The 19,788-nt window shown below is 71.0% G+C and carries 23 protein-coding genes; 22 read left to right on the top strand and 1 reads right to left on the bottom strand.

Annotated elements, in window-relative coordinates:
• Positions 1 to 52: 52 nt before the first annotated feature.
• The 20 genes from ku (at position 53) to KOI47_RS26280 (ending at position 16,815) form a co-directional block, all read left to right on the top strand.
• Positions 53 to 913 carry a non-homologous end joining protein Ku gene (gene ku, locus KOI47_RS26375; RefSeq protein ID WP_216208835.1) on the top strand — a complete coding sequence of 287 codons (861 nt, stop codon included), beginning with the start codon at positions 53 to 55 and terminating at the stop codon, positions 911 to 913.
• Positions 914 to 1,258: 345 nt separating this feature from the next.
• Positions 1,259 to 2,806, top strand: coding sequence for a signal recognition particle protein (gene ffh / locus KOI47_RS26370; protein ID WP_216208831.1), 1,548 nt, complete (start codon positions 1,259 to 1,261; stop codon positions 2,804 to 2,806).
• A 24-nt stretch (positions 2,807 to 2,830) separates the two neighbouring features.
• Complete coding sequence (locus KOI47_RS26365) at positions 2,831 to 3,886, top strand: amidohydrolase family protein (protein ID WP_216217570.1); 1,056 nt, start codon at positions 2,831 to 2,833, stop codon at positions 3,884 to 3,886.
• A 139-nt stretch (positions 3,887 to 4,025) separates the two neighbouring features.
• On the top strand, positions 4,026 to 4,775 hold the full coding sequence (locus KOI47_RS26360) for a CPBP family intramembrane glutamic endopeptidase (RefSeq protein WP_216208828.1): 750 nt from the start codon (positions 4,026 to 4,028) through the stop codon (positions 4,773 to 4,775).
• Positions 4,776 to 4,836: 61 nt separating this feature from the next.
• On the top strand, positions 4,837 to 5,637 hold the full coding sequence (locus tag KOI47_RS26355) for a CPBP family intramembrane glutamic endopeptidase (protein ID WP_216208825.1): 801 nt from the start codon (positions 4,837 to 4,839) through the stop codon (positions 5,635 to 5,637).
• A gap of 177 nt (positions 5,638 to 5,814) precedes the next feature.
• Positions 5,815 to 6,297, top strand: a complete 483-nt coding sequence (rpsP, locus tag KOI47_RS26350) for a 30S ribosomal protein S16 (protein ID WP_216208822.1) — start codon at positions 5,815 to 5,817, stop codon at positions 6,295 to 6,297.
• The gene (locus KOI47_RS26345) at positions 6,294 to 6,533 is read left to right on the top strand and encodes an RNA-binding protein (RefSeq protein WP_106178486.1); all 240 of its coding nucleotides are present in this window, start codon (positions 6,294 to 6,296) and stop codon (positions 6,531 to 6,533) included. The genes rpsP and KOI47_RS26345 overlap by 4 nt, the downstream gene beginning before the upstream one ends.
• Before the next feature lie 13 nt (positions 6,534 to 6,546).
• Positions 6,547 to 7,059 (top strand): ribosome maturation factor RimM, encoded by a 513-nt coding sequence (gene rimM, locus KOI47_RS26340; protein WP_216208820.1) that lies wholly within the window; start codon positions 6,547 to 6,549, stop codon positions 7,057 to 7,059.
• Between the two features lie 3 nt (positions 7,060 to 7,062).
• On the top strand, positions 7,063 to 7,809 hold the full coding sequence (gene trmD / locus KOI47_RS26335) for a tRNA (guanosine(37)-N1)-methyltransferase TrmD (RefSeq protein ID WP_216208817.1): 747 nt from the start codon (positions 7,063 to 7,065) through the stop codon (positions 7,807 to 7,809).
• 165 nt (positions 7,810 to 7,974) lie between these two features.
• Complete coding sequence (rplS, locus tag KOI47_RS26330; protein WP_216217569.1) at positions 7,975 to 8,352, top strand: 50S ribosomal protein L19; 378 nt, start codon at positions 7,975 to 7,977, stop codon at positions 8,350 to 8,352.
• A gap of 31 nt (positions 8,353 to 8,383) precedes the next feature.
• The gene (lepB, locus tag KOI47_RS26325; RefSeq protein ID WP_408629850.1) at positions 8,384 to 9,316 is read left to right on the top strand and encodes a signal peptidase I; all 933 of its coding nucleotides are present in this window, start codon (positions 8,384 to 8,386) and stop codon (positions 9,314 to 9,316) included.
• Between the two features lie 3 nt (positions 9,317 to 9,319).
• Positions 9,320 to 10,159 (top strand): ribonuclease HII, encoded by an 840-nt coding sequence (locus KOI47_RS26320; protein ID WP_216208814.1) that lies wholly within the window; start codon positions 9,320 to 9,322, stop codon positions 10,157 to 10,159.
• Positions 10,156 to 10,479 (top strand): DUF2469 domain-containing protein, encoded by a 324-nt coding sequence (locus KOI47_RS26315; RefSeq protein ID WP_091297407.1) that lies wholly within the window; start codon positions 10,156 to 10,158, stop codon positions 10,477 to 10,479. Before KOI47_RS26320 ends, KOI47_RS26315 begins: the two co-directional genes overlap by 4 nt.
• Positions 10,480 to 10,793: 314 nt before the next feature.
• Entirely contained in the window at positions 10,794 to 11,108 is a 315-nt protein-coding gene (locus KOI47_RS26310; RefSeq protein WP_216217567.1) for a YraN family protein, read from the top strand.
• Positions 11,108 to 12,619 carry a YifB family Mg chelatase-like AAA ATPase gene (locus KOI47_RS26305; RefSeq protein WP_216208812.1) on the top strand — a complete coding sequence of 504 codons (1,512 nt, stop codon included), beginning with the start codon at positions 11,108 to 11,110 and terminating at the stop codon, positions 12,617 to 12,619. The genes KOI47_RS26310 and KOI47_RS26305 overlap by 1 nt, the downstream gene beginning before the upstream one ends.
• On the top strand, positions 12,616 to 13,785 hold the full coding sequence (gene dprA, locus KOI47_RS26300) for a DNA-processing protein DprA (protein ID WP_216208809.1): 1,170 nt from the start codon (positions 12,616 to 12,618) through the stop codon (positions 13,783 to 13,785). Before KOI47_RS26305 ends, dprA begins: the two co-directional genes overlap by 4 nt.
• Complete coding sequence (locus tag KOI47_RS26295; RefSeq protein WP_408629849.1) at positions 13,757 to 14,401, top strand: nitrilase-related carbon-nitrogen hydrolase; 645 nt, start codon at positions 13,757 to 13,759, stop codon at positions 14,399 to 14,401. The genes dprA and KOI47_RS26295 overlap by 29 nt, the downstream gene beginning before the upstream one ends.
• Positions 14,398 to 14,625 (top strand): hypothetical protein, encoded by a 228-nt coding sequence (locus KOI47_RS26290; protein ID WP_216208803.1) that lies wholly within the window; start codon positions 14,398 to 14,400, stop codon positions 14,623 to 14,625. The genes KOI47_RS26295 and KOI47_RS26290 overlap by 4 nt, the downstream gene beginning before the upstream one ends.
• A 170-nt stretch (positions 14,626 to 14,795) precedes the next feature.
• The gene (locus tag KOI47_RS26285; RefSeq protein WP_216208801.1) at positions 14,796 to 15,806 is read left to right on the top strand and encodes a tyrosine recombinase XerC; all 1,011 of its coding nucleotides are present in this window, start codon (positions 14,796 to 14,798) and stop codon (positions 15,804 to 15,806) included.
• Positions 15,778 to 16,815 carry a FliA/WhiG family RNA polymerase sigma factor gene (locus KOI47_RS26280; RefSeq protein WP_216208799.1) on the top strand — a complete coding sequence of 346 codons (1,038 nt, stop codon included), beginning with the start codon at positions 15,778 to 15,780 and terminating at the stop codon, positions 16,813 to 16,815. Before KOI47_RS26285 ends, KOI47_RS26280 begins: the two co-directional genes overlap by 29 nt.
• Before the next feature lie 42 nt (positions 16,816 to 16,857).
• Here KOI47_RS26280 and KOI47_RS26275 read toward each other — a convergent pair whose 3' ends face one another.
• Positions 16,858 to 17,478 (bottom strand): murein hydrolase activator EnvC family protein, encoded by a 621-nt coding sequence (locus tag KOI47_RS26275; RefSeq protein WP_216208796.1) that lies wholly within the window; start codon positions 17,476 to 17,478, stop codon positions 16,858 to 16,860.
• 393 nt (positions 17,479 to 17,871) lie between these two features.
• Between KOI47_RS26275 and rpsB the strand changes: the two genes are divergently transcribed.
• On the top strand, positions 17,872 to 18,723 hold the full coding sequence (rpsB, locus tag KOI47_RS26270) for a 30S ribosomal protein S2 (protein ID WP_216208792.1): 852 nt from the start codon (positions 17,872 to 17,874) through the stop codon (positions 18,721 to 18,723).
• Between the two features lie 74 nt (positions 18,724 to 18,797).
• Positions 18,798 to 19,622: a translation elongation factor Ts gene (tsf, locus tag KOI47_RS26265; protein WP_216208789.1), complete on the top strand. Its 825-nt coding sequence runs from the start codon at positions 18,798 to 18,800 to the stop codon at positions 19,620 to 19,622.
• Positions 19,623 to 19,788: the final 166 nt, after the last annotated feature.

Raw genomic sequence — 19,788 nt, 5'->3', positions numbered from 1 at the left:
CCGGACAGCGTCACTAGTCTCATTGTTTTGTGTCGCTGTGGGGAGGACGCTCATGCGGGCTGTTTGGAAGGGCACGATCGGTTTCGGGACCTACGCGATCCCGGTCAAGGCGTACACCGCCACCGAGGAACACGGTACGGGTCTGAACCAGATTCACCTTGCCGACGGGGGACGGATCCGGAACAAGCGGGTGTGCGAGCTGGACGGAGCCGAGGTGGAGGCCGCCGAGGTCGGTAAGGGCTACGCATTGCCCGGCGGCAGCGTGGTGCGGCTGACCGAGGAGGACTTCGCCCGCCTGCCGCTGCCCACCGCCCAGTCGATCGACGTGTGCGCCTTCGTGCCGGCCGAGCAGATCGACCCGGTCTACTACGCGCGCAGCTACTTCCTCGAGCCCGAGGTGACCGGCACCAAGCCCTACGTGCTGTTCAGCGAGGCGCTGCAGCAGTCCGGCAAGGTGGCCGTGGTCAAGGTGGCCCTGCGCCAGCGGGAGACGCTGGCTACCCTGCGGGTACGGGACCAGGTGCTGATGCTGGAGACGATGTACTGGCCGGACGAGGTGCGCACCGCCGACTTCCCCTTCCTGCACGAGGACGTCGACCTGCGCCTGCCGGAGCTGCGCGAGGCGGTGGACCTGATCGAGGCGCTGGCCGGCGACTTCGAGCCGGGCCAGTACACCGACTCCTATTCCGCGGCGCTGGACGCGCTGATCCGGGCGAAGGTCGAGGGCAGCGAGCTGGTGCAGCCCACCGAGCCCATCCAGGACGAGGGTGTGACCGAACTGCTGGCCGCGCTGCAACGCAGCCATGAGGCGGTGGCCAACGCCAAGGCCGCGGCCGGGAAGGCCGCGCGGGCAAAGTCCACGGCCAAGCGCGCCGCGCGCAAGTCCCGCACCGCCGCGGACTCCAACCACTGACCGTCGCCACCACGACGGCGCTCCTTCTGAGTAGGAATACGTAGCTCTACTTGGGGGTCTTCACGCTGCCTGTACACCCCCCATACCCGGCAGGCTGATGCCATCGCGTTGATGGCGCTCGCGAGGGCGAGACATCCGCCAGGTGCTGGGGGTCTGGCGGCGGTCCCGCCTCATCGGGCCGCACGCGAGACTCGGCCGTCCGGCCGGTCTGAAGAGGGAGCGGACCGGCCGGACGGATCCCGGTCACCGCCACCGCGGCCACCCCGGGACAATGGCGACTACCCTCGGGGGAGGCCGGTGGCACTTCCGGCCAGGTAACAACGACCCGCTGGAGCGTGCACGCCCGTGTTCGACACCCTCTCCGATCGGCTCACGTCGGTCCTGCAGAACCTGCGCGGCAAGGGGAAGCTCTCCGACGCCGACATCGACGCGACCGCGCGCGAGATCCGCATCGCACTGCTGGAAGCCGACGTCGCGCTGCCCGTGGTGCGGGAGTTCATCGCGCAGATCAAGCAGCGCGCCAAGGGGGCCGAGGTCTCCGCGGCGCTGAATCCGGCCCAGCAGGTCGTCAAGATCGTCAACGAGGAGCTCGTCGCGATCCTCGGCGGGGAGACCCGCAGGCTCAACCTGGCCAAGACCCCGCCCACGGTGATCATGCTCGCCGGTCTGCAGGGCTCCGGTAAGACCACGCTGGCAGGCAAGCTGGCGATGTGGCTGAAGAAGCAGGGGCACACCCCGCTGCTGGTCGCCTGTGACCTGCAACGGCCGAACGCGGTGACCCAGTTGCAGGTGGTCGGCGAACGGGCCGGGGTGCCCACCTTCGCGCCGGAGCCCGGCAACGGGGTCGGCGACCCGGTGGACGTGGCGCGCAAGGCGATCGACGAGTCCCGCCGCGCCCAGCACGACGTGGTGGTCGTGGACACCGCTGGCCGCCTCGGTGTGGACGAGGAACTGATGCGGCAGGCCGCCGACATCCGGGACGCCGTGCAGCCGGACGAGACGTTGTTCGTGGTCGACGCGATGATCGGTCAGGACGCGGTGACCACGGCCGAGGCCTTCCGGGACGGGGTTGGCTTCACCGGCGTGGTGCTCACCAAGCTGGACGGCGACGCCCGTGGTGGTGCCGCGCTGTCCGTGCGCCAGGTCACCGGGCAGCCGATCCTGTTCGCCTCCAACGGGGAGAAGCTGGAGGACTTCGACGCCTTCCACCCCGACCGGATGGCCAGCCGGATCCTCGGCATGGGCGACATGCTCACCCTGATCGAGCAGGCCGAGCAGGCCTTCGACCAGGAGAAGGCCGAGCAGGCCGCGGCCAAGCTGGGCACCGGGGAGATGACCCTGGAGGACTTCCTCGACCAGATGCTCGCCGTGCGCAAGATGGGCCCGATCGGCAACCTGCTGGGCATGCTGCCCGGCGCGGGCCAGATGAAGGACCAGCTGGCCGGGGTGGACGATAAGCACCTGGACCGGCTGCAGGCGATCATCCGCGGGATGACCCCCGCCGAGCGCGCCGACCCGAAGATGATCAACGCCTCCCGCAGGCAGCGGATCGCGCGCGGCTCGGGTGTGGCGGTGCGCGAGGTCAACGACCTGGTGAACCGCTTCTTCGAGGCCAAGAAGATGATGCAGCAGATGGCGGGCCGGTTCGGCTTCGGCGGCGGTCCCGGCGGTGGCAAGAAGAACCGCAAGGGCAAGAAAGGCAAGAAGGGCAAGGGGCGCGGCCCCACCCAGCCGAAGGTGCGCGGCGGCTTCCCCGGCGGCATGCCGGGGCTCCCGCCGGGCGGCGCGCAGGGCGGCGGCGGAATGCCGGACCTTTCCCAGCTCGGCGGCGGGCTGAACGACCTGCCGCCGGGGTTCGACCCTTCCAAGATCAACCTGCCGAAGAACAAGTAACCCACTGTGCACCTGCGCGGAGTGATGCTGCCGGAGGGCGGCACGCGGGATGTGTGGATCAGCGACGGCCGGATCACCTTCGAGCCGGTCGAGGGTGCGCGGACCCTGGTGCCGGACGGGTTCCTGGTGCCGGGTCTGGTCGACGCGCACTGCCACCCCGGCCTGGGCACCGGGGGCGCGGTGACGGTGGCCGAGGCGGTGCGGCAGGCCCGCACCGACCGGGACGCCGGGACCCTGCTCATCCGCGACTGCGGTGTCCCGATGGACAACCGGCCACTGCAGCAGCGTGCCGACCTGCCCCGCATCATCCGATGCGGCAGGCATCTCTCGCTGCCCAAGCGCTACATTCCCGGCCTCGGCCTCGAGCTGGACCACCCGGACCAGCTGCCGGCCGCGGTGGCCGCACAGGCCGCCGACGGCGACGGCTGGGTCAAGCTCGTCGGGGACTGGATCGACCGCTCGGTGGGTGACCTCGCCGCGCTGTGGCCGGACGACGTGCTGGCCGAGGCGGTGCGGGTGGCGCACGAGGCGGGGGCGCGGGTGACCGCGCACGTGTTCGGCGAGCAGGCGCTGCCCGGACTGGTGGCCGCCGGGATCGACTGCCTCGAACACGGCACCGGCCTCGGCGCGGACCTGATCACCGAGCTGGCCCGCCTGCGCATCGCGCTGGTTCCCACCTTGATCAACGTGCTGGAGAACTTCCCCGGCATCGCCGACCAGGCGAGCAAGTACCCGACCTACGCGGCGCATATGCGGGCGTTGCACGACGGCGTGCTGGACATGGTGGCCGCGGCGCACGAGGCGGGCGTGCCGGTCTACGCGGGCAGCGATGCGGGCGGGCTGGTCGCGCACGGCAGGGTGGTGGACGAGATCGAGGCCCTGCACCGCGCCGGGCTGCCCGCCGAGCAGGCTCTCGGCGCCGCCTCCTGGGCCGCGCGCGAATGGCTGGGCCACCCTTCGCTGACCGAGGGTGCTCCGGCCGACCTGCTGGTCCTGGACGAGGACCCCAGGCAGAACCTCGCCGCCCTCCGCCACCCCAGGTCGATCATCCTCCGCGGCCGGGCCGTCCAAGGCACGTGAGCGGTTCGCCGCATTTATTCGCGGCGAACCGGGCACTCTCCACCGGGTAGGTACCGTTGCGGATACGGTCCGGTATCACCCGATCGCGGGGAGCCACCAAGCGTGGTTGCCCGCTACCCTCGGCTGGTTGGGAGGCGTGGTGGATCAGGAGCACGACCCTGGCGGTCCACCGGCCGTTCGGGACGGCTTGGTTCTGGGAGCCCATTGGGGTTTTCTCGCGTTCTTCACCGGAGTCGGCGGCTACTATCTGACCTCGCTGGTCCTGGCAGCCGTGCTGGTCGGCGGGTTCACCGGCATGAACGTGCTGGACGTGCCGGAGATCGGCCCGGTGATCCTGGTGGTGTTCCTGCCGAACCTGGCCCTTGGCCTCGGCCCCGTGCTGGGGTCCTGGCTGCGCGGGCGCGGGCTGCGTGCCGACTTCGGCCTGCTGCCGGACCTGCGGGATCTCAAGGTCGGCCTGGCCTGCGGCGGTTTCGCCCTGCTCACAGGGTATGTGCTGAACCTGCTGCTGATCGCCGTGTACGGCAGTGGGCAGGCATGGGACGACCCGCTCGGCGAGGTCTCCGAACGGCTCGGCGGCGCGACCGTCTGGCTGCTGGTCACCGCGGCGATCGTCGTGCTGCTCGCCCCGCTGACCGAGGAACTACTGCTGCGTGGCGCGTTGTGGAACGGCCTGCGGCATCATCATGTCCCCGCCTGGGTGATCCTGCTGCTGACCGCGCTGGTGTTCGCCTTGCTGCACGGCGAGCCGCACCGTACCGTCGCCCTGCTCGGACAGGGGGTGGCGATCGGCGCGGCCCGGTTGATCACCGGGCGGACGGGTGCCAGTGTCGTCGCCCACGCGGCGAACAACCTGCCGCCAGCGGTCCTGCTGGTCGCCGCTTCCTGACCTGCCGTCGCCGGCTATTAGGCTCGGTGCCGTCCCCGCCTGTACCCATCGGAGGATCGGTGTGACCTTCTCCCAGTCGAGGAAGCCGGTCCCCGGGCCCGAACCGGAGAACGAGGAGAACGACGCTGTGAGCAGTGCGGGGGACACCCTGCCGCATCGCTGGGGCTTCGGCGCCTTCCTCCTCGTCGAAGCCGTGCTGCTGGCCTCGGCCGCCTTCGTGGGGGTGCTGCTGAACGGGGACCGCACCGGCGGTTCGGTGCCGGTCCGCGATGTGCTGATCGGCACCATCACCCCGACCCTGATCGCCGCCGCGGCCGCCCTGCTGATCACCAGGGTGCGCGGCAACGGCCCGCTGCTGGACCTGCGGTTGTCCTGGCGATGGGACGACGTTCGCACCGGCCTCCGGTTCGGGATGCTCGGCCTGGTGTGCACCACGGTGGGCGCCTTCCTCTGGACCCAGGCTGTCGGCGAGGAGAACGCCACCTCGGCGATCAGCGCGCTGGTCGAGGACCAGCCGATGTCGGTGACGGCCGCGGTGGTGATGTTCCTCTACCTGTGGCTGCTCGGACCGATCTGCGAGGAGGTCATCTACCGCGGCCTGCTCTGGGGTGCGGTGGAGCGGCTGAGCTGGGGTAAGGAGAAGACCGGCCGGATCGCCGCCTTCCTGCTGTCCACCGGGGTGTTCGCCGCCAGCCATCTCGAGCCGTTGCGTACCACGTTGCTGCTGGTCATCGCGGTTCCGATCGGGCTGGCGCGGCTGGTGACCGGCAGGCTGCTCGGCAGCATCGTCGCGCACCAGGTGAACAACTTCCTGCCCGCACTGGCCATCCTGCTGACTGCGCTCGGTGTGGTCGCGCTGTGACCCGGTAGGGGTCGCGCAGCGCGTGGCCCCGCGTCTGGCAGAATAGTCGACTGCCTGCTCCGGACGGGCCCTCTCACCGTGCCGGGAGCGACACCATGACCTGGGCGCCCATGTCCGTTTCCCCACTCGGATCGTGTGGCCTCGAGCACCGAGAGAACGCAAGGAGTACCCACACCCGTGGCCGTCAAGATCAAGCTGCAGCGCCTCGGCAAGATCCGCGCGCCGTACTACCGCATCATCGTCGCCGACGCGCGCACCCGGCGGGATGGCAAGGCCATCGAGACGATCGGCAAGTACCACCCGAAGGAAGAGCCGAGCTTCATCGAGGTCAACTCGGAGCGGGCGCAGCACTGGCTGAAGGTCGGCGCGCAGCCCACCGAGCCGGTGCAGCGCATCCTGGAGATCACCGGGGACTGGCAGACGTTCAAGGGCCTGCCGGGCGCGGAGGGCACCCTCAAGGCGCCCGAGCCGAAGCCGACCAAGCAGGAGCTGTTCAACGCCGCGCTCGCCGCGGCAGGCGAGGAGCCCACCACCGAGGCCGTCACGCCCAAGAAGAAGGGCGGCGGCAAGAAGGCCGACAAGTCGGAGAAGTCCGACAAGGCCGAACAGGCCGCGCAGGCCGAGGGTGCATCGGCCGAGAGCGAGAAGGCGGAGGCGTGAGCTTCCTCGCCGACTCTCTTGAGCATCTGGTCCGTGGCATCGTCGACAATCCCGACGATGTGCGGGTCGAGCTGATCACCACCCGCCGTGGCCGCACCCTCGAAGTGCATGTCCACCCGGACGACCTCGGCAAGGTGATCGGAAGGGGCGGTCGGACCGCGACCGCACTGCGCACCGTCATGGGCGGGATCGGCGGTCGGGGCGTCCGGGTCGACGTCATCGACACCGATCGCTAGCCCGGCGGCGCCGATGGAGGTCGTGGTCGGCCGCATCGCCAAGGCGCACGGGGTGCGCGGCGAGGTCGCCGTTGAGGTGCGCACCGACTCCCCGGAGCTGCGGTTCGCACCGGACACGGTGCTGACCGCGCGGTCCCGGCGCGGGGAAAGCCAGCAGCTCACCGTGACAGCCGCCCGCCAGCACACCGGCGGGCGGCTGTTGGTGCGTTTCGCCGAGGCCCCCGGCAGGGAGCCCGCCGAGGCACTGCGCGGCCTGCTGCTGTTCGCCGACACCGCCGACCTGCCCGCCATCGAGGACCCGGACGAGTTCTACGACCACCAGCTGGAAGGGCTGCGGGTGGAACTGGCCGACGGCAGCACCATCGGCACCGTGCGCGAGGTGGTGCATTCCCCCGCGGGGGAGTTGCTCGCGGTCGAGCGGGACGGTGCGGTCAGCCTGGTGCCCTTCGTCCGTGCGATCGTGCCCGAGGTGGACCTGGCCACCGGCCGGGTTGTGCTCGACCCCCCGGAAGGCCTGCTCGACTAGCTCATGCGGATCGACGTCGTCACCATCTTCCCGGAGTACCTGGAACCCCTCCGGGCGGCACTGCTCGGCCGGGCCATCGACCGCGGCCTGCTCGAGGTCGGGGTGCACGACCTGCGGGACTGGACGCAGGATGTGCACCGCGCGGTGGACGACGCGCCCTACGGCGGCGGCCCTGGCATGGTGATGAAGCCGCAGATCTGGGGCCCAGCGCTGGACGAGGTCTGCGCCGAGGGCAGCAGGCTCGTGGTGCCGACCCCGGCGGGTAGGCCGTTCACCCAGTCCCTCGCGCGCGAGTACGCCACCGAGCGGCACCTGGTGTTCGCCTGCGGCCGGTACGAGGGCATCGACCAGCGGGTGATCGAGGACGCCGCCGGCCGGATGCCGGTGGACGAGGTGTCCATCGGCGACTACGTGCTGGTCGGCGGGGAGGCCGCGGTGCTGGTCATCGTCGAGGCGGTGGCCAGGCTGCTGCCCGGGGTGCTGGGCAACCCGGTGTCCGCGGAGCAGGACTCCTTCTCCGATGGGCTGCTGGAGGGCCCGAGCTACACCCGTCCGGAGACCTGGCGCGGGCTGGCCGTGCCGGAGGTGCTGCGGTCCGGCAACCACGCGCTGATCGACCGGTGGCGCAGGGACCAGGCGCTGGAGCGCACCGCGCGGCGCCGTCCCGACCTGATCCAGGCGCTGCCCGATGGCAGCCTGGACGCGCATGATCGTGCGGTGCTGGAGCGGTGGGAACACGGCGAGTCCTGACCCGCTGCCGGGGTCGCCGACCAGGTTTGCAATACTTGACCGGATGGCGCGGTGGGACATCCGCGTCCGCATGAACCCCCTGGGCCGACCCGTCGCCGGATATCGTCGCGACGAGCGCCTGCCCGGATGTACGTAGGCCAGACCAAGGACGAGGACGGATCCCCGATGAACACCCTGGACGCCCTGGACGCTCAGTCGCTGCGTTCCGACATCCCGGACTTCCGCCCGGGCGACACGCTGAAGGTGCACGTCCGCGTTATCGAGGGCAACCGCGAACGTAACCAGGTCTTCCAGGGCGCGGTGATCCGCCGCCAGGGCGACGGCATCCGCGAGACCTTCACCGTGCGCAAGGTGTCCTTCGGCGTCGGCGTGGAGCGCACCTTCCCCGTGCACTCCCCGAACATCGCCAAGATCGAGGTGCACATGCGCGGGGACGTCCGCCGGGCGAAGCTCTACTACCTGCGTAAGCTGCGCGGCAAGGCCGCCAAGATCAAGGAGCGGCGCTCCAGCAGCGCCGCGCAGGCGAGCACCTCGGCGTCCTGAGCGGTTGAGCTGAATCACGTAGCCTGGCGACGTGGTCGAGCCTGTGCCTTCAAACGCCGCTGAGGACGAGCCGGAACGCCCCGAGGACGACGACGGCACGTCGTCCGAGACCCACGGGACACACCGGCGGCGTAGGTCACACAAGCAGGGCAAGCAGCGTTCCTTCTGGAAAGAGCTGCCGATCCTGATCGTGGTGGCACTCGTCTTCGCGTTCCTGATCCAGCAGTTCATCGCCCGGGTGTACATGATCCCGTCCGGGTCGATGGAGGAGACGCTGCACGGCTGCCCCGGCTGCACCCCGGACCGGATCCTGGTGGACAAGCTCGTCTACAACTTCAGCGATCCGGAGCCCGGTGAGGTCGTGGTGTTCAAGGGCCCGGAGACCTGGACCGAGAACGACCTGCCGTCCCAGGAGTCCAGCAACGGCGTGGTGCGTTTCTTCCGCAGCATCGGCTCGGTGTTCGGCCTCGCGCCGCCGGATGAGAAGGACTTCGTCAAGCGCATCATCGCCACCGGCGGGCAGACCGTGGAGTGCTGCGACGCGCAGAACCGGGTGACCGTGGACGGGATCCCGCTGGACGAGCCCTACATCCACTGGGAGCCCGGCGCGGAGCACACGCAACGGGAGTTCGGCCCGGTGACGGTGCCCGAAGGTACGGTCTGGGTGATGGGTGACAACCGCAACAACTCCTCCGACTCGCGGTACCAGGGCGGTGGCGGCGTGCGCGGGGTCGTCCCGGTGGACAACATCATCGGCAAGGCCAGGTTCATCGTGCTGCCGCCCTCACGCTGGGGCGGGGTGAGCGACCACAACCCGCAGCAGGCGCAGGCCTCCGCGATGAGCGCGCCTGTCTGGAACGAGGGCATCCCGCTCGGTGCCGGCGTGCTCGCAGCCTGGCCCGCGGTCGCCGGGGGCCGCAGGCTCGGCGGGGCCGTGCGCGGGGCGGTCAAGCGGGGACCGTAGGCGATGCCATCGGCAACTCGGTTCGCGATCCGGCCGCCGCGTGCGGTGGTGCGTGGCGAGACCACCTGGGGGTTGCAGTCGGCGCTGGACCGGCGGGGCCTTGGTCCGGTGGCCGGGGTGGACGAGGCCGGACGCGGTGCCTGCGCGGGGCCGCTGGTGGTCGCCGCCTGCATCCTCCGGCCAGGGGATGGCGCCCGGCTGACCGAGCTCACCGACTCCAAGCTGCTCACCCCGGAAGCCAGGGAACGCGTGTACGAGCGGGTGCGGGCACGTGCGCTGGAGTACACCGTGGTGGTGGTCCCGCCGGAGGAAGTCGACGCCATCGGCATCCACGTGACGAACGTGGAGGGGATGCGCCGTGCGGTCGCCATGCTGCACACCCGGCCGGGCTATGTGCTGACCGACGGTTTCGGGGTTCCGGGCCTGCCCGCACCGAGCGTGCCGGTGATCAAGGGGGACCGGGCGGTCGCGTGCGTGGCGGCGGCCTCGGTGCTGGCGAAGGTCACCAGGGACCGGATCATGGCGGGGCTGCACGAGCGGCATCCGCTGTACGGGTTCGATGTGCACAAGGGGTACAGCACCGCCGAGCACAGCGCCGCGCTCACCGAGCACGGCCCGAGCGAGGTGCACCGGTGGTCCTATGTCAACGTGGCACGGGCGGCCGCGGCACACGGCCGGTACCCGCCGCGGCGGGTGCAGCTCAGCGCGGCCGCGTTGCTGCGGACGGCGACCGGTCAGGCACCGAGCGCGGCGGAACGTGCTGATCACGAGCGCGTGGGTGAGAATGGGAGTTCCGTCGGTGAACGGCAAACTGACCCGCGAGGAGGGGCGCGCGTTTCATGAGCGCAGAGGATCTCGAGAAGTACGAGACCGAGATGGAGCTGTCGCTGTACCGCGAGTACCGCGACATCGTCAGCCAGTTCTCGTACGTCGTGGAGACCGAGCGGCGGTTCTACCTGGCCAACGCCGTGGATGTGCAGGTTCGGGACGGGGGCGGCGAAGTCTACTTCGAGGTACGCATGTCCGATGCCTGGGTGTGGGACATGTACCGGCCTGCCCGGTTCGTGAAGCATGTCCGGGTGATCACCTTCAAGGACGTCAACGTGGAGGAACTGGACAAACCGGACCTGCGGCTGCCCGAGGACGGGCCGTTCTCCGGCTGAAGGCCGACCGCACCGCGGCCCTCCGGGCGCACCCGCGCGGGAGGGAAGTCCCGCGCGTCGTCAGGCGCCCATAGCACGAACCACCGACAGTCACCCCGGTGCTGGCCGCGCCGCACCCGAAACCATCCCCATCATCCAGGTTGTGCACAGCCTGCGAGTCCGTCGCTGGTGCCCGCACCGGCCACCCTGGCAGCGTCGATCGGGACCAGACCGTGGGAGTCGACCGGGGGTGAACCGTGTTGGGGACGGTGGCAGGAACAGAGGTGGCGTCGCGGCGCCCCTCGCGTAGCGAGCTCGGCCGCTGGGGCGAGCGAATGGCCGCGGCCCACCTGCGCGGGCTCGGGCTGTGGGTGCTGGAACGGAACTGGAGCTGCCGGGATGGGGAGCTGGACCTGCTCGCCACCGACGGCCACTCGCTGATCGTCTGCGAGGTCAAGACCCGCTCGAGCCGCAGCTTCGGGCCGCCGGAGGAGTCGGTCACCAGGACCAAGAGCAAGCGGATCCGGCGGCTCGCCCGGTTGTGGCTGCGCGAGCAGGGGATCGGCTGGTGCCGGATGCGCTTCGACGTGATCTCGATCGAGACGGCCGAGGGCACGCCCCGCCTGCGGCATATCGAGGGGGCGTTCTGATGGCACTGGCACGAGCATGGGCGATCGGGCTGCTTGGCATCGAAGGCAGGCCGGTGGAGATCGAGGCCGACATCGGGGCGGGCCTGCCAAGGACGACCCTGGTCGGGCTGCCCGATCCGGGGCTGCGCGAGGCGAAGGAACGGGTGCGCGCCGCCATCCGCAACACCGTGGGCGGCTGGCCGGACCAGCCGGTCACCCTCGGCCTTTCCCCGGCCAACCTGCCGAAGGTGGGCTCGGGCTACGACCTTGGCATCGCGGTTGCGGTGCTGGCGGCCGCGGGCAAGGTGCCGGCGACCAAACTGCCCGGCACCGTGTTGCTCGGCGAGCTCGCACTGGACGGCCGGATCCGCCCGGTGCGCGGGGTGCTGCCCGCCCTGCTCGCCGCGCGCCGGGCCGGGTTGACCAGCGCCGTGGTGCCCGCCGAGTCGCTGTTCGAGGCCGTGCTGGTGGACGGCCTGCGGGTGGGCGGCGCCGCCCGGCTGGCCGAGGTGCTGGGCTGGCTGCGTGGGGAGCAGGACCTCCTGGCGGCCGAGCCGCCCGCCGGGGACGAGGCCGCCGAGGTACCCGATCTGGCCGACGTCCTCGGGCAGCCGGAGGCCAGATGGGCGCTGGAGGTCGCCGCCGCGGGCGGGCACCACCTGCTGCTCACCGGGCCGCCAGGCGTCGGCAAGACGATGCTGGCTCGCAGGCTGCCCGGCCTGCTGCCCCGGCTGACGAGGGAGGACTCGCTCGAGGTCACCGCGGTGCATTCGGTGCACGGCTCGCTGTCGGCCGCTTCCCCGCTGGTGCGGGTGCCGCCGTTCGTGGCGCCGCACCATTCGATCTCCGCGGCGGCGCTGGTCGGCGGTGGCAGCGGGCTCGCCTCCCCCGGCGCGATCAGTCAGGCGCACCGCGGTGTGTTGTTCCTCGACGAGGCCTGCGAGTTCACGCCGAAACTACTGGACAGCCTGCGCACCGCGGTTGAGGACGGTGAGGTGCGGATCGCGCGGCAACGGGGCGCGGTCTGCTTCCCGGCGCGTTTCCAGCTGGTGCTGGCGACCAACCCGTGTCCCTGCGCACCGCCGCGGGAGGCGGACTGCAGCTGCTCGCCCTCGGCCCGGCGGCGCTACCTCGGGCGGCTGTCCGGGCCGCTGCTGGACCGGGTGGACCTGCGGGTGCGGATGCGGCCCATCGTCGCGATGAACGCGCGGGAGCACGGCGATCCGGAACCGACCGAGACCGTGCGGGCGAGGGTACTGCGGGCAAGGGAACGGGCGGCGCTGCGCTGGTCCGAGCACGGGTGGCGGACCAACGCCGAGGTTCCTGGGCCGGTGCTGCGCCGCGAGTACGCCCTGCCTGCCAAGGTGACGGCGCTGCTGGACACCGGGCTGCGCCGCGGCTCGGTCACCGCGCGGGGAGCCGATCGTTGCCTGCGGATCGCCTGGACGCTCAGCGATCTGGCCGGCACCGAACGGCCGGATGCCGACCATGTGGCCAGCGCACTGGAGTTCCGTGATCGGAGGGCGGCGTGAAACCCGCCTACGACCCGGACCGGCCGGATGGCCCCCGCCGCGCCAGGGCCTACCTGCTGCGGGTCGCCGAGCCACCGGCGTCGGCGCTGGCCGCCTTCGTCGCCGAACACGGTCCGGTCGCGGCGGCGGAACGGGTGCGCGAGCAGCGGGTGCCGAAGGCGGTGGCGCAGGAGACCTGCGCCCGTCGCGAGGCGGCGCTGGCGGCCGAGGACCTCGCCGTGGCGGCGCAGGCCGATGCCCGGCTGGTGACCCCAGAGGACGAGGAATGGCCCGCGTGGCCGCTGCTGTGCCTCGAGGTGGCGACCGGGCGGGGCGTGCCGGACGTGGCCACCCCGCTCGGGCTGTGGGTGCGCGGCAACGCCACCCTGGAGCAGGCCGCCGACCGGGCGGTCGCGGTGGTCGGGGCCCGTGCCGCCACCGGATACGGGGAGCACACCAGCGCCGAGTTCGGCTACGGCCTCGCCGAGCGTGGCATGACGGTGTTCTCCGGCGCGGCCTACGGCGTGGACGGTGCGGCCCATCGGGGCGCGCTGGCAGCGGGCGGGGTGACCGTGGCGGTACTCGGTTGCGCACTGGACGCGGGCTACCCGGCCGGCCACCTCGGCCTGTGCAACCGGATCGCCGAACACGGCCTGGTGGTGAGTGAGTACCCGCCTGGCACCCCGCCAGCACGGCATCGGTTCCTGGTCCGCAACCGGCTGATCGCCGCGCTGACCGCAGGCAGTGTGGTGGTGGAGGCCGGCGCGCGCAGCGGGGCCAGGAACACCGCGGCCACCGCGGGCGCGCTCGGCAAGGTGGTGATGGCGGTGCCCGGTCCGATCGGCTCGGTGACCTCGGTCGGCTGCCACCAGATGATCCGTGCCGGGGAGGCCACCCTGGTCGCCTCGGTGGCCGATGTCCTGGACACCGTCGGCCGGATCGGTACCGACCTCCGACCGGAGGCGGCTCGCCCGCGCCGGTCCACCGACGGGCTCGGCCCCCAGGCACTGCGGGTGCACGAGGCCCTCGGCGCCCGCAAGGGCAAGTCCCCCGAGCGCATCGCCACCGAATCCGGGGTTCCCCTCGCGCGCGTCCGCGCCATCCTGCCCGCCCTCGAACTGGACGGTCTTGGCGAACGCTGCGAGAGCGGCTGGCGCCGTGCCCGCGAAACGGAGCGCACGCCATGATCCCGCCACCGAACGTGTTTGCCCGCCACGCGCACGCGTTTGCCCCTTACGCGCACGCGTTGGCCGCCCACATCCGCGCGTTGGCCGTTCTCGCGCATGCGTTGACTGCCGGTGCCCGCGGAACATTCCGGTTCCTCGCGGGTTGCCACCGGGGGATGATGGGCGGTATGGCGGTCGTCAGGGTGGCTACCTGTCAGTTTCCGGTCAGCGCGGATATCCGGCGCAACCTCGGCCGTATCGTGCGCCAGCTGCGGGCGGCCACCCACCGTGTTCTCGGTGTGGCTCGCGAGTTGCGGCTCTGGGTGATCCTCGGCTCGGCGCATCAGCTCGGCGCGGGGGAACAAACCGCACAGCAGCCTGTACGTCATCAACGAAACCCGGTGACCTCGTCGAGCGCTACGACAAGCGTTTCTGCGCGGGTGACCCGGATGGGCGCACCGGCGACCTCGCGCACTACAGCCCGGGAGACCACCCCAGCACGTGGGAGATCAACGGGCTCCGTTGCGGGGCGCTGATCTGCTACGACTATCGCTACCCCGAGCTGTACCGCGAGTACGCGAAAGCGGGTGTGCGGCTGATGTTCCACTCGTTCCAGGTTGCTAACCCGCGGCGATGACCACCGCTGCCGCCTGCAACCACATGTGGATCAGTTGCCCGAAATCGTCCGCCAGGGAAAGCCTCTGGCCCGCCTTCTTCGTCCGGGCCGACGGTGTCACGGCGGGCAGGTTGCGACGGAACACCACCGGGGTGCTCATCTCCACCGTGGACACCGCCGAGGATCTCTACGACTGGACCGCGGCATGGCGCGACCGGGCCATGACCGGTGCTGCACAGCGGTAGCACCGTGGACGACCCGCGCTCGAAGGACCGCACGGCGCTGTAACCCCGATGTCCGGGCGGCCCGGTGCGCTGCCGAGGGCGGGGGCCGCTGGGTGGCACGTACTCCACCTGGCCCGGGGGCGCGTGGCGATGCTTGACCGGAGCGCCGGTTTAGCGGAGCGTCAGCGGATATGCCGCCTTCGCAACCACGCCGCGTCGACCTGGCACGGATCCGTGAACGCCTGCCGCGGGCCGCCGCCGGTCTCGTCGAAGAGTACGAGCGGCACCTGAAGCTGGAACGGAACCTCTCCGAGCACACCGTCCGTGCCTATGCGGGTGACGTAGTGTCACTGCTCGGGTTCCTGCACGGCGTTGACCCCCCGGCCGGAGACACGGACGAGCAGCCGGACGACGAGGTGTCGGATGCCGCCCCGCTCGCAGGGCTGGACATCGCCGTGCTGCGCGCCTGGCTGGCCGGGCAGCGCGCTTCGGGGCACAGCCGCACGACGTTGTCCCGCAGGGCGGCGGCGGTGCGCACGTTCACGGCCTGGGCACAGCGCCAGGGCTTCCTGGACACCGATCCCGGTGCACGGTTGGCCGCGCCGCGGGCGCGAAGGAACCTGCCCGGGGTGCTGCGACCCGAGCAGGCCACCGAACTGATGCGGCATTCCGGCACCGGTGCGGCGGAGCTGGACCCGGTGGCATTGCGTGATCACGCGGTACTGGAGCTGCTGTACGCGACCGGGGTGCGGGTGTCCGAACTCTGCGGCCTCGACCTCGGCGAGGTGGACTTCGACCTCCGGGTGATCCGGGTGATCGGCAAGGGGGACAAGGAACGGGTCGTTCCGTTCGGCGCGCCCGCCGAGCGGGCGGTGCGGGCCTGGGTGGAACAGGGCAGGCCGAAGCTGCTGCGGGAGGAGACCAGCGCGTTGTTCCTCGGGGTGCGCGGGCGCAGGCTCGACCCGCGCACGGTGCGCCGGCTGGTCCACGACGCGGCTGGCGCGGTTCCGGGCAGCACCGTGACCGGACCACATGGGCTGCGGCACTCGGCCGCGACCCACCTGCTCGAAGGTGGCGCTGACCTTCGCAGCGTTCAGGAACTGCTCGGTCACGCTACGCTTGCCACCACGCAGCTCTACACTCACGTGACCGTCGAGCGGCTGAAGGCGATCCATGACCGGACCCACCCCCGCGCCCGATGACCTGGGGGGCGCTTTGGCGAGCCCCGCAGCGTCCTCGTCGCGCCCGGACACCACCGAGCCGAGCACCAGCGACCCGCTCGTGCGCACGCGCTCCGCGCCGGACGGTGGGCAGGAAGAACCGGCTGACAGCGATGTCATCGCGCGCCCGCCGGAGGGCGAACACGGCGCCAACGGCACCAGCCGTGCAGGCAGCAGCGACACCGGCAACGACCCCAACAAGGACGCCGGCAAGGACGCCGGCGGCAGCGAGGTCGAGGCGGGCATCCAGGCGCTCTGGCAGCAGTTCGCCCGTTCCCCGCAGCAGCGCATCCGGGACCGGCTGGTGCTGCACTACGCCCCGCTCGTCAAGTACGTGGCCGGCCGGGTCGGCACCGGGCTGCCGACTCACGTCGATGTCGGTGACCTGATCCAGTCCGGCATCTTCGGCCTGGTCGACGCGATCGAGAAGTTCGACCCCGACCGCGGGTTGCGCTTCGAGACCTACGCCATGCAGCGCATCCGCGGCGCCATCCTGGATGATCTCCGTTCCCAGGACTGGGTGCCGCGCGCCGTGCGCAGCCGTATCCGCGAGGCCGAACGCGCGCTGGAACGGCTCGGGGCCCGGCTGCATCGCACCCCCACCGACGCCGAACTCGCCACCGAGCTGGAGATCTCCGTCGCCGACCTGCGGGACCTCTACGGCCAGCTGCAACTGACCAGCGTGGTCGCGCTGGAGGACATGGTCACGGCAGGTAAGGACGCCGCATCGGTGGTCGACATGCTGCCGGACGACGACGCGGTGGACCCGGTGGCGGTGCTGGTCGACCAGGACAACCGGCGGCAGCTCGCCGAGGCGATCGCGCAGCTCACTGAGCGGGACCGGATCGTGGTCAGCCTCTACTACTTCGAGAGCCTGACCCTGGCGGAGATCGGCAAGGTGCTCGGCGTGACCGAGTCGCGGGTGAGCCAGCTGCATACCCGGGCCGTGCTGCGCCTGCGTGCCAAGCTGCTGGAACAGACCAGCGTCTGAGCGCCTGCCCCGGCATCGGGTCAGCAGGTACGGACATCCGGATCACCCCTCCCAGGGTTTCAGCCGCAGCCTTCCTGCGGGCTCGACCAGGTAGACCGGGTTGAGGTACTCCTCGCCGCGGCGGACGCCCCAGTGCAGGCAGGCCACTGCGGTGCAGCCAGGGTGCCCCGCCTCCACCGTGCCGATCACCTGGCCCGCATACACCTGGTCGCCCGCCGACACCGTGGGTTCGAGCGGCTCGTAGGTGCTGCGCAGCCCGCCATCGTGGTCGATGGACACGACCCCGCGGCCGGCCACCGGACCGGCGAACACCACGAACCCCTGCTCGACGGCGAGCACCCGTTGCCCCGGTTCGGCACCGAGGTCGACGCCGCGGTGCCCGGGGCCGTACGGGTGCGCGGGCTGTTCGAACGGCCGGACCAGCGGTGGGGGAGCCGGTTCGAGTGGCCAGTCGTACCGGGGCTCCAGCCGATGGAGCGGACCGGGCCCCGGCGGGGGTGCAGGCCCGGCTCGGCCCGCGGCCGACGCCGCGCAGGACAGCGCGAGCGCCGCGACCGCGAGCAGGACCGGGAGCAACCGGTGCGACAGCCTGCGCCGGGGCCGCCGGTGGCGGCCTGTCCCGTGCCGGGGTGCGGGGGTGGGGTGGAGCGAGACGATGGTCATGACTTCAGCCTCGCGGGCGGCGCGGCGCGGTGACAGTGGGTCGGAGCGATCTGTGGATAACCGGGGGTCGTGGGGGTCGATGTGGACGACTCGGCGGATGAGTGTTACCGGTGCTGAACGCTCCGCGGGCGCGGCGTACACTGTTTCCCGCAGTCTGTGTTCGCACGGTCTGACTCCACGTGTACGTGCGCGTTTCGCCGCTTCCCGTGCCGAGAGGCTCGGTACCAAAGCGCGAGACGACGGCGTCCGGCGGTCCCAGCGGTGTCAGCACCGAAGGGTCCGGACGGCGGCACGACACCAGGGCGGCCGACCACCCGGTTGGCCGCGACAAAACCGACCGCGCGCGCCGAGCGTAGGCCCGGCGCGCTCACGACAGAAGAGGTGGACCCGGCGATGGCCGTCGTCACCATGAAGCAGTTGCTCGACTCCGGCGTGCACTTCGGGCACCAGACCCGGCGCTGGAACCCGAAGATGAAGCGCTACATCTTCACCGAGCGCAACGGCATCTACATCATCGACCTGCAGCAGACGCTGTCCTACATCGACCGTGCCTTCGAGTTCATCAAGGAGACGGTGGCGCATGGCGGCAGCATCCTGTTCGTCGGTACCAAGAAGCAGGCGCAGGAAGCGATCGCGCACGAGGCGCTGCGCGTCGGCATGCCCTTCGTGAACCAGCGGTGGCTCGGCGGCATGCTCACCAACTTCCAGACCGTGCACAAGCGCCTGCAGCGCCTGAAGGAGCTGGAGTCGCAGGAGCAGACCGGCGGCTTCCAGGGCCTGACCAAGCGCGAGATCCTCACCCTGACCCGGGAGAAGGACAAGCTGGAGAAGACCCTCGGCGGTATCCGCGACATGTCCAAGGTGCCCAGCGCGGTCTGGATCGTGGACACCAAGAAGGAGCACATCGCGGTCGGCGAGGCGCGCAAGCTGAACATCCCGATCGTGGCGATCCTGGACACCAACTGCGATCCGGACGAGGTCGACTACCCGATTCCGGGCAACGACGACGCGATCCGGTCGGCCGCGCTGCTCACCAAGGTCGTCGCCGAGGCCGCCGCGGCCGGCCTGATGGCCCGTTCCGGCCGCAACGGCTCGGCCGCCCCCGGCCAGGACAAGCCGGAAGCGGGGGTCGCCTCGGACGAGCCGCTGGCCGAGTGGGAGAAGGACCTGCTGGCAGGCAGCGACAACCCCGCGGAGGGCGAGCAGGCAGGCGTGAACGCCGCCGAGCAGACCACCGCCTCCTGAGCACCAGCACCATCCAGCCAATCCGCGCCAGGTTCACTGGCACAGACACGGGATAAGGGAACGGAAAACCCAGGATGTCGAATTACACCGCGGCAGACGTCAAGCGCCTCCGCGAGCTGACCGGCGCCGGCATGATGAACTGCAAGAAGGCGCTCGAGGAGAGCGAGGGCGACTTCGACAAGGCCGTCGAGTTCCTGCGCATCAAGGGCGCCAAGGACGTCGGCAAGCGGGCCGAGCGCTCCACCGCCGAGGGCCTGGTGGCAGGCAGCGGCGGCGCGCTGGTCGAGATCAACTCCGAGACCGACTTCGTCGCCAAGAACGACGAGTTCCAGCAGCTCGCCGACAAGATCGTCGAGGTGGCCAGGACCGTCCGTACCGACGACGTCGAGAAGCTGAAGCTCGCCGAGCTGGACGGCAAGACCGTCAACGAGGTGGTGCAGGAGCTGGCCGCGAAGATCGGCGAAAAGCTTGAGCTGCGCCGGGTCGCGGTCTTCGACGGCACGGTCGAGACCTACCTGCACCGCCGTGGTTCCGGGCTGCCGCCCGCGGTCGGGGTGCTGATCGAGTACACCGGCTCCGGTGACGGTGCGGCCGATGCCGCCCGCGGGGCCGCGCTGCAGGTCGCGGCGCTGAAGCCGAAGTTCCTCAGCAGGGACGAGGTGCCCGCCGAGACGGTCGAGAACGAGAAGCGCATCGCCGAGGAGACCGCCCGCGAGGAGGGCAAGCCGGAGCAGGCGCTGCCCAAGATCATCGAGGGCAAGGTCAACGCCTACTACAAGGAAACCGTGCTGCTCGAGCAGCCTTCGGTGACCGACAACAAGAAGACGGTCAAGGCCCTCCTGGACGAGGCCGGGGTGACCGTGACCCGGTTCGCCCGCTTCGAGGTCGGCCAGCAGTAACCGGTGCCCGCCGCGGCCGCGGGACGGGCCGAGGGCGCGGCGGGGTGACCGGATACCTTGTGCGAGAACCAGCGAGAGCCAGCACTGTGCCCCGTCCCCGGCCGCGTCGGGGACGGGGCACAGTCGCGACTGGCAGGCGCGTCGAACCGGCCCGCGAGCAGCACGG

This window comes from Amycolatopsis aidingensis (assembly GCF_018885265.1).
GTDB lineage: Bacteria > Actinomycetota > Actinomycetes > Mycobacteriales > Pseudonocardiaceae > Amycolatopsis > Amycolatopsis aidingensis.
Note: the sequence above shows the minus strand (reverse complement) of the source record. Positions and strands in the feature narration are given on the sequence as shown.

Coding starts and splice junctions, on each gene's coding strand:
- ku (WP_216208835.1), top strand. CDS start 53: ATGCGGGCTGTTTGGAAGGGCACGATCGGTTTCGGGACCTACGCGATC.
- KOI47_RS26365 (WP_216217570.1), top strand. CDS start 2,831: ATGCTGCCGGAGGGCGGCACGCGGGATGTGTGGATCAGCGACGGCCGG.
- rimM (WP_216208820.1), top strand. CDS start 6,547: ATGGAGGTCGTGGTCGGCCGCATCGCCAAGGCGCACGGGGTGCGCGGC.
- trmD (WP_216208817.1), top strand. CDS start 7,063: ATGCGGATCGACGTCGTCACCATCTTCCCGGAGTACCTGGAACCCCTC.
- rplS (WP_216217569.1), top strand. CDS start 7,975: ATGAACACCCTGGACGCCCTGGACGCTCAGTCGCTGCGTTCCGACATC.
- KOI47_RS26320 (WP_216208814.1), top strand. CDS start 9,320: ATGCCATCGGCAACTCGGTTCGCGATCCGGCCGCCGCGTGCGGTGGTG.
- KOI47_RS26315 (WP_091297407.1), top strand. CDS start 10,156: ATGAGCGCAGAGGATCTCGAGAAGTACGAGACCGAGATGGAGCTGTCG.
- KOI47_RS26310 (WP_216217567.1), top strand. CDS start 10,794: ATGGCCGCGGCCCACCTGCGCGGGCTCGGGCTGTGGGTGCTGGAACGG.
- KOI47_RS26305 (WP_216208812.1), top strand. CDS start 11,108: ATGGCACTGGCACGAGCATGGGCGATCGGGCTGCTTGGCATCGAAGGC.
- KOI47_RS26290 (WP_216208803.1), top strand. CDS start 14,398: ATGACCACCGCTGCCGCCTGCAACCACATGTGGATCAGTTGCCCGAAA.
- KOI47_RS26285 (WP_216208801.1), top strand. CDS start 14,796: ATGCCGCCTTCGCAACCACGCCGCGTCGACCTGGCACGGATCCGTGAA.
- KOI47_RS26280 (WP_216208799.1), top strand. CDS start 15,778: ATGACCGGACCCACCCCCGCGCCCGATGACCTGGGGGGCGCTTTGGCG.
- KOI47_RS26275 (WP_216208796.1), bottom strand. CDS start 17,478: ATGACCATCGTCTCGCTCCACCCCACCCCCGCACCCCGGCACGGGACA.
- rpsB (WP_216208792.1), top strand. CDS start 17,872: ATGGCCGTCGTCACCATGAAGCAGTTGCTCGACTCCGGCGTGCACTTC.
- tsf (WP_216208789.1), top strand. CDS start 18,798: ATGTCGAATTACACCGCGGCAGACGTCAAGCGCCTCCGCGAGCTGACC.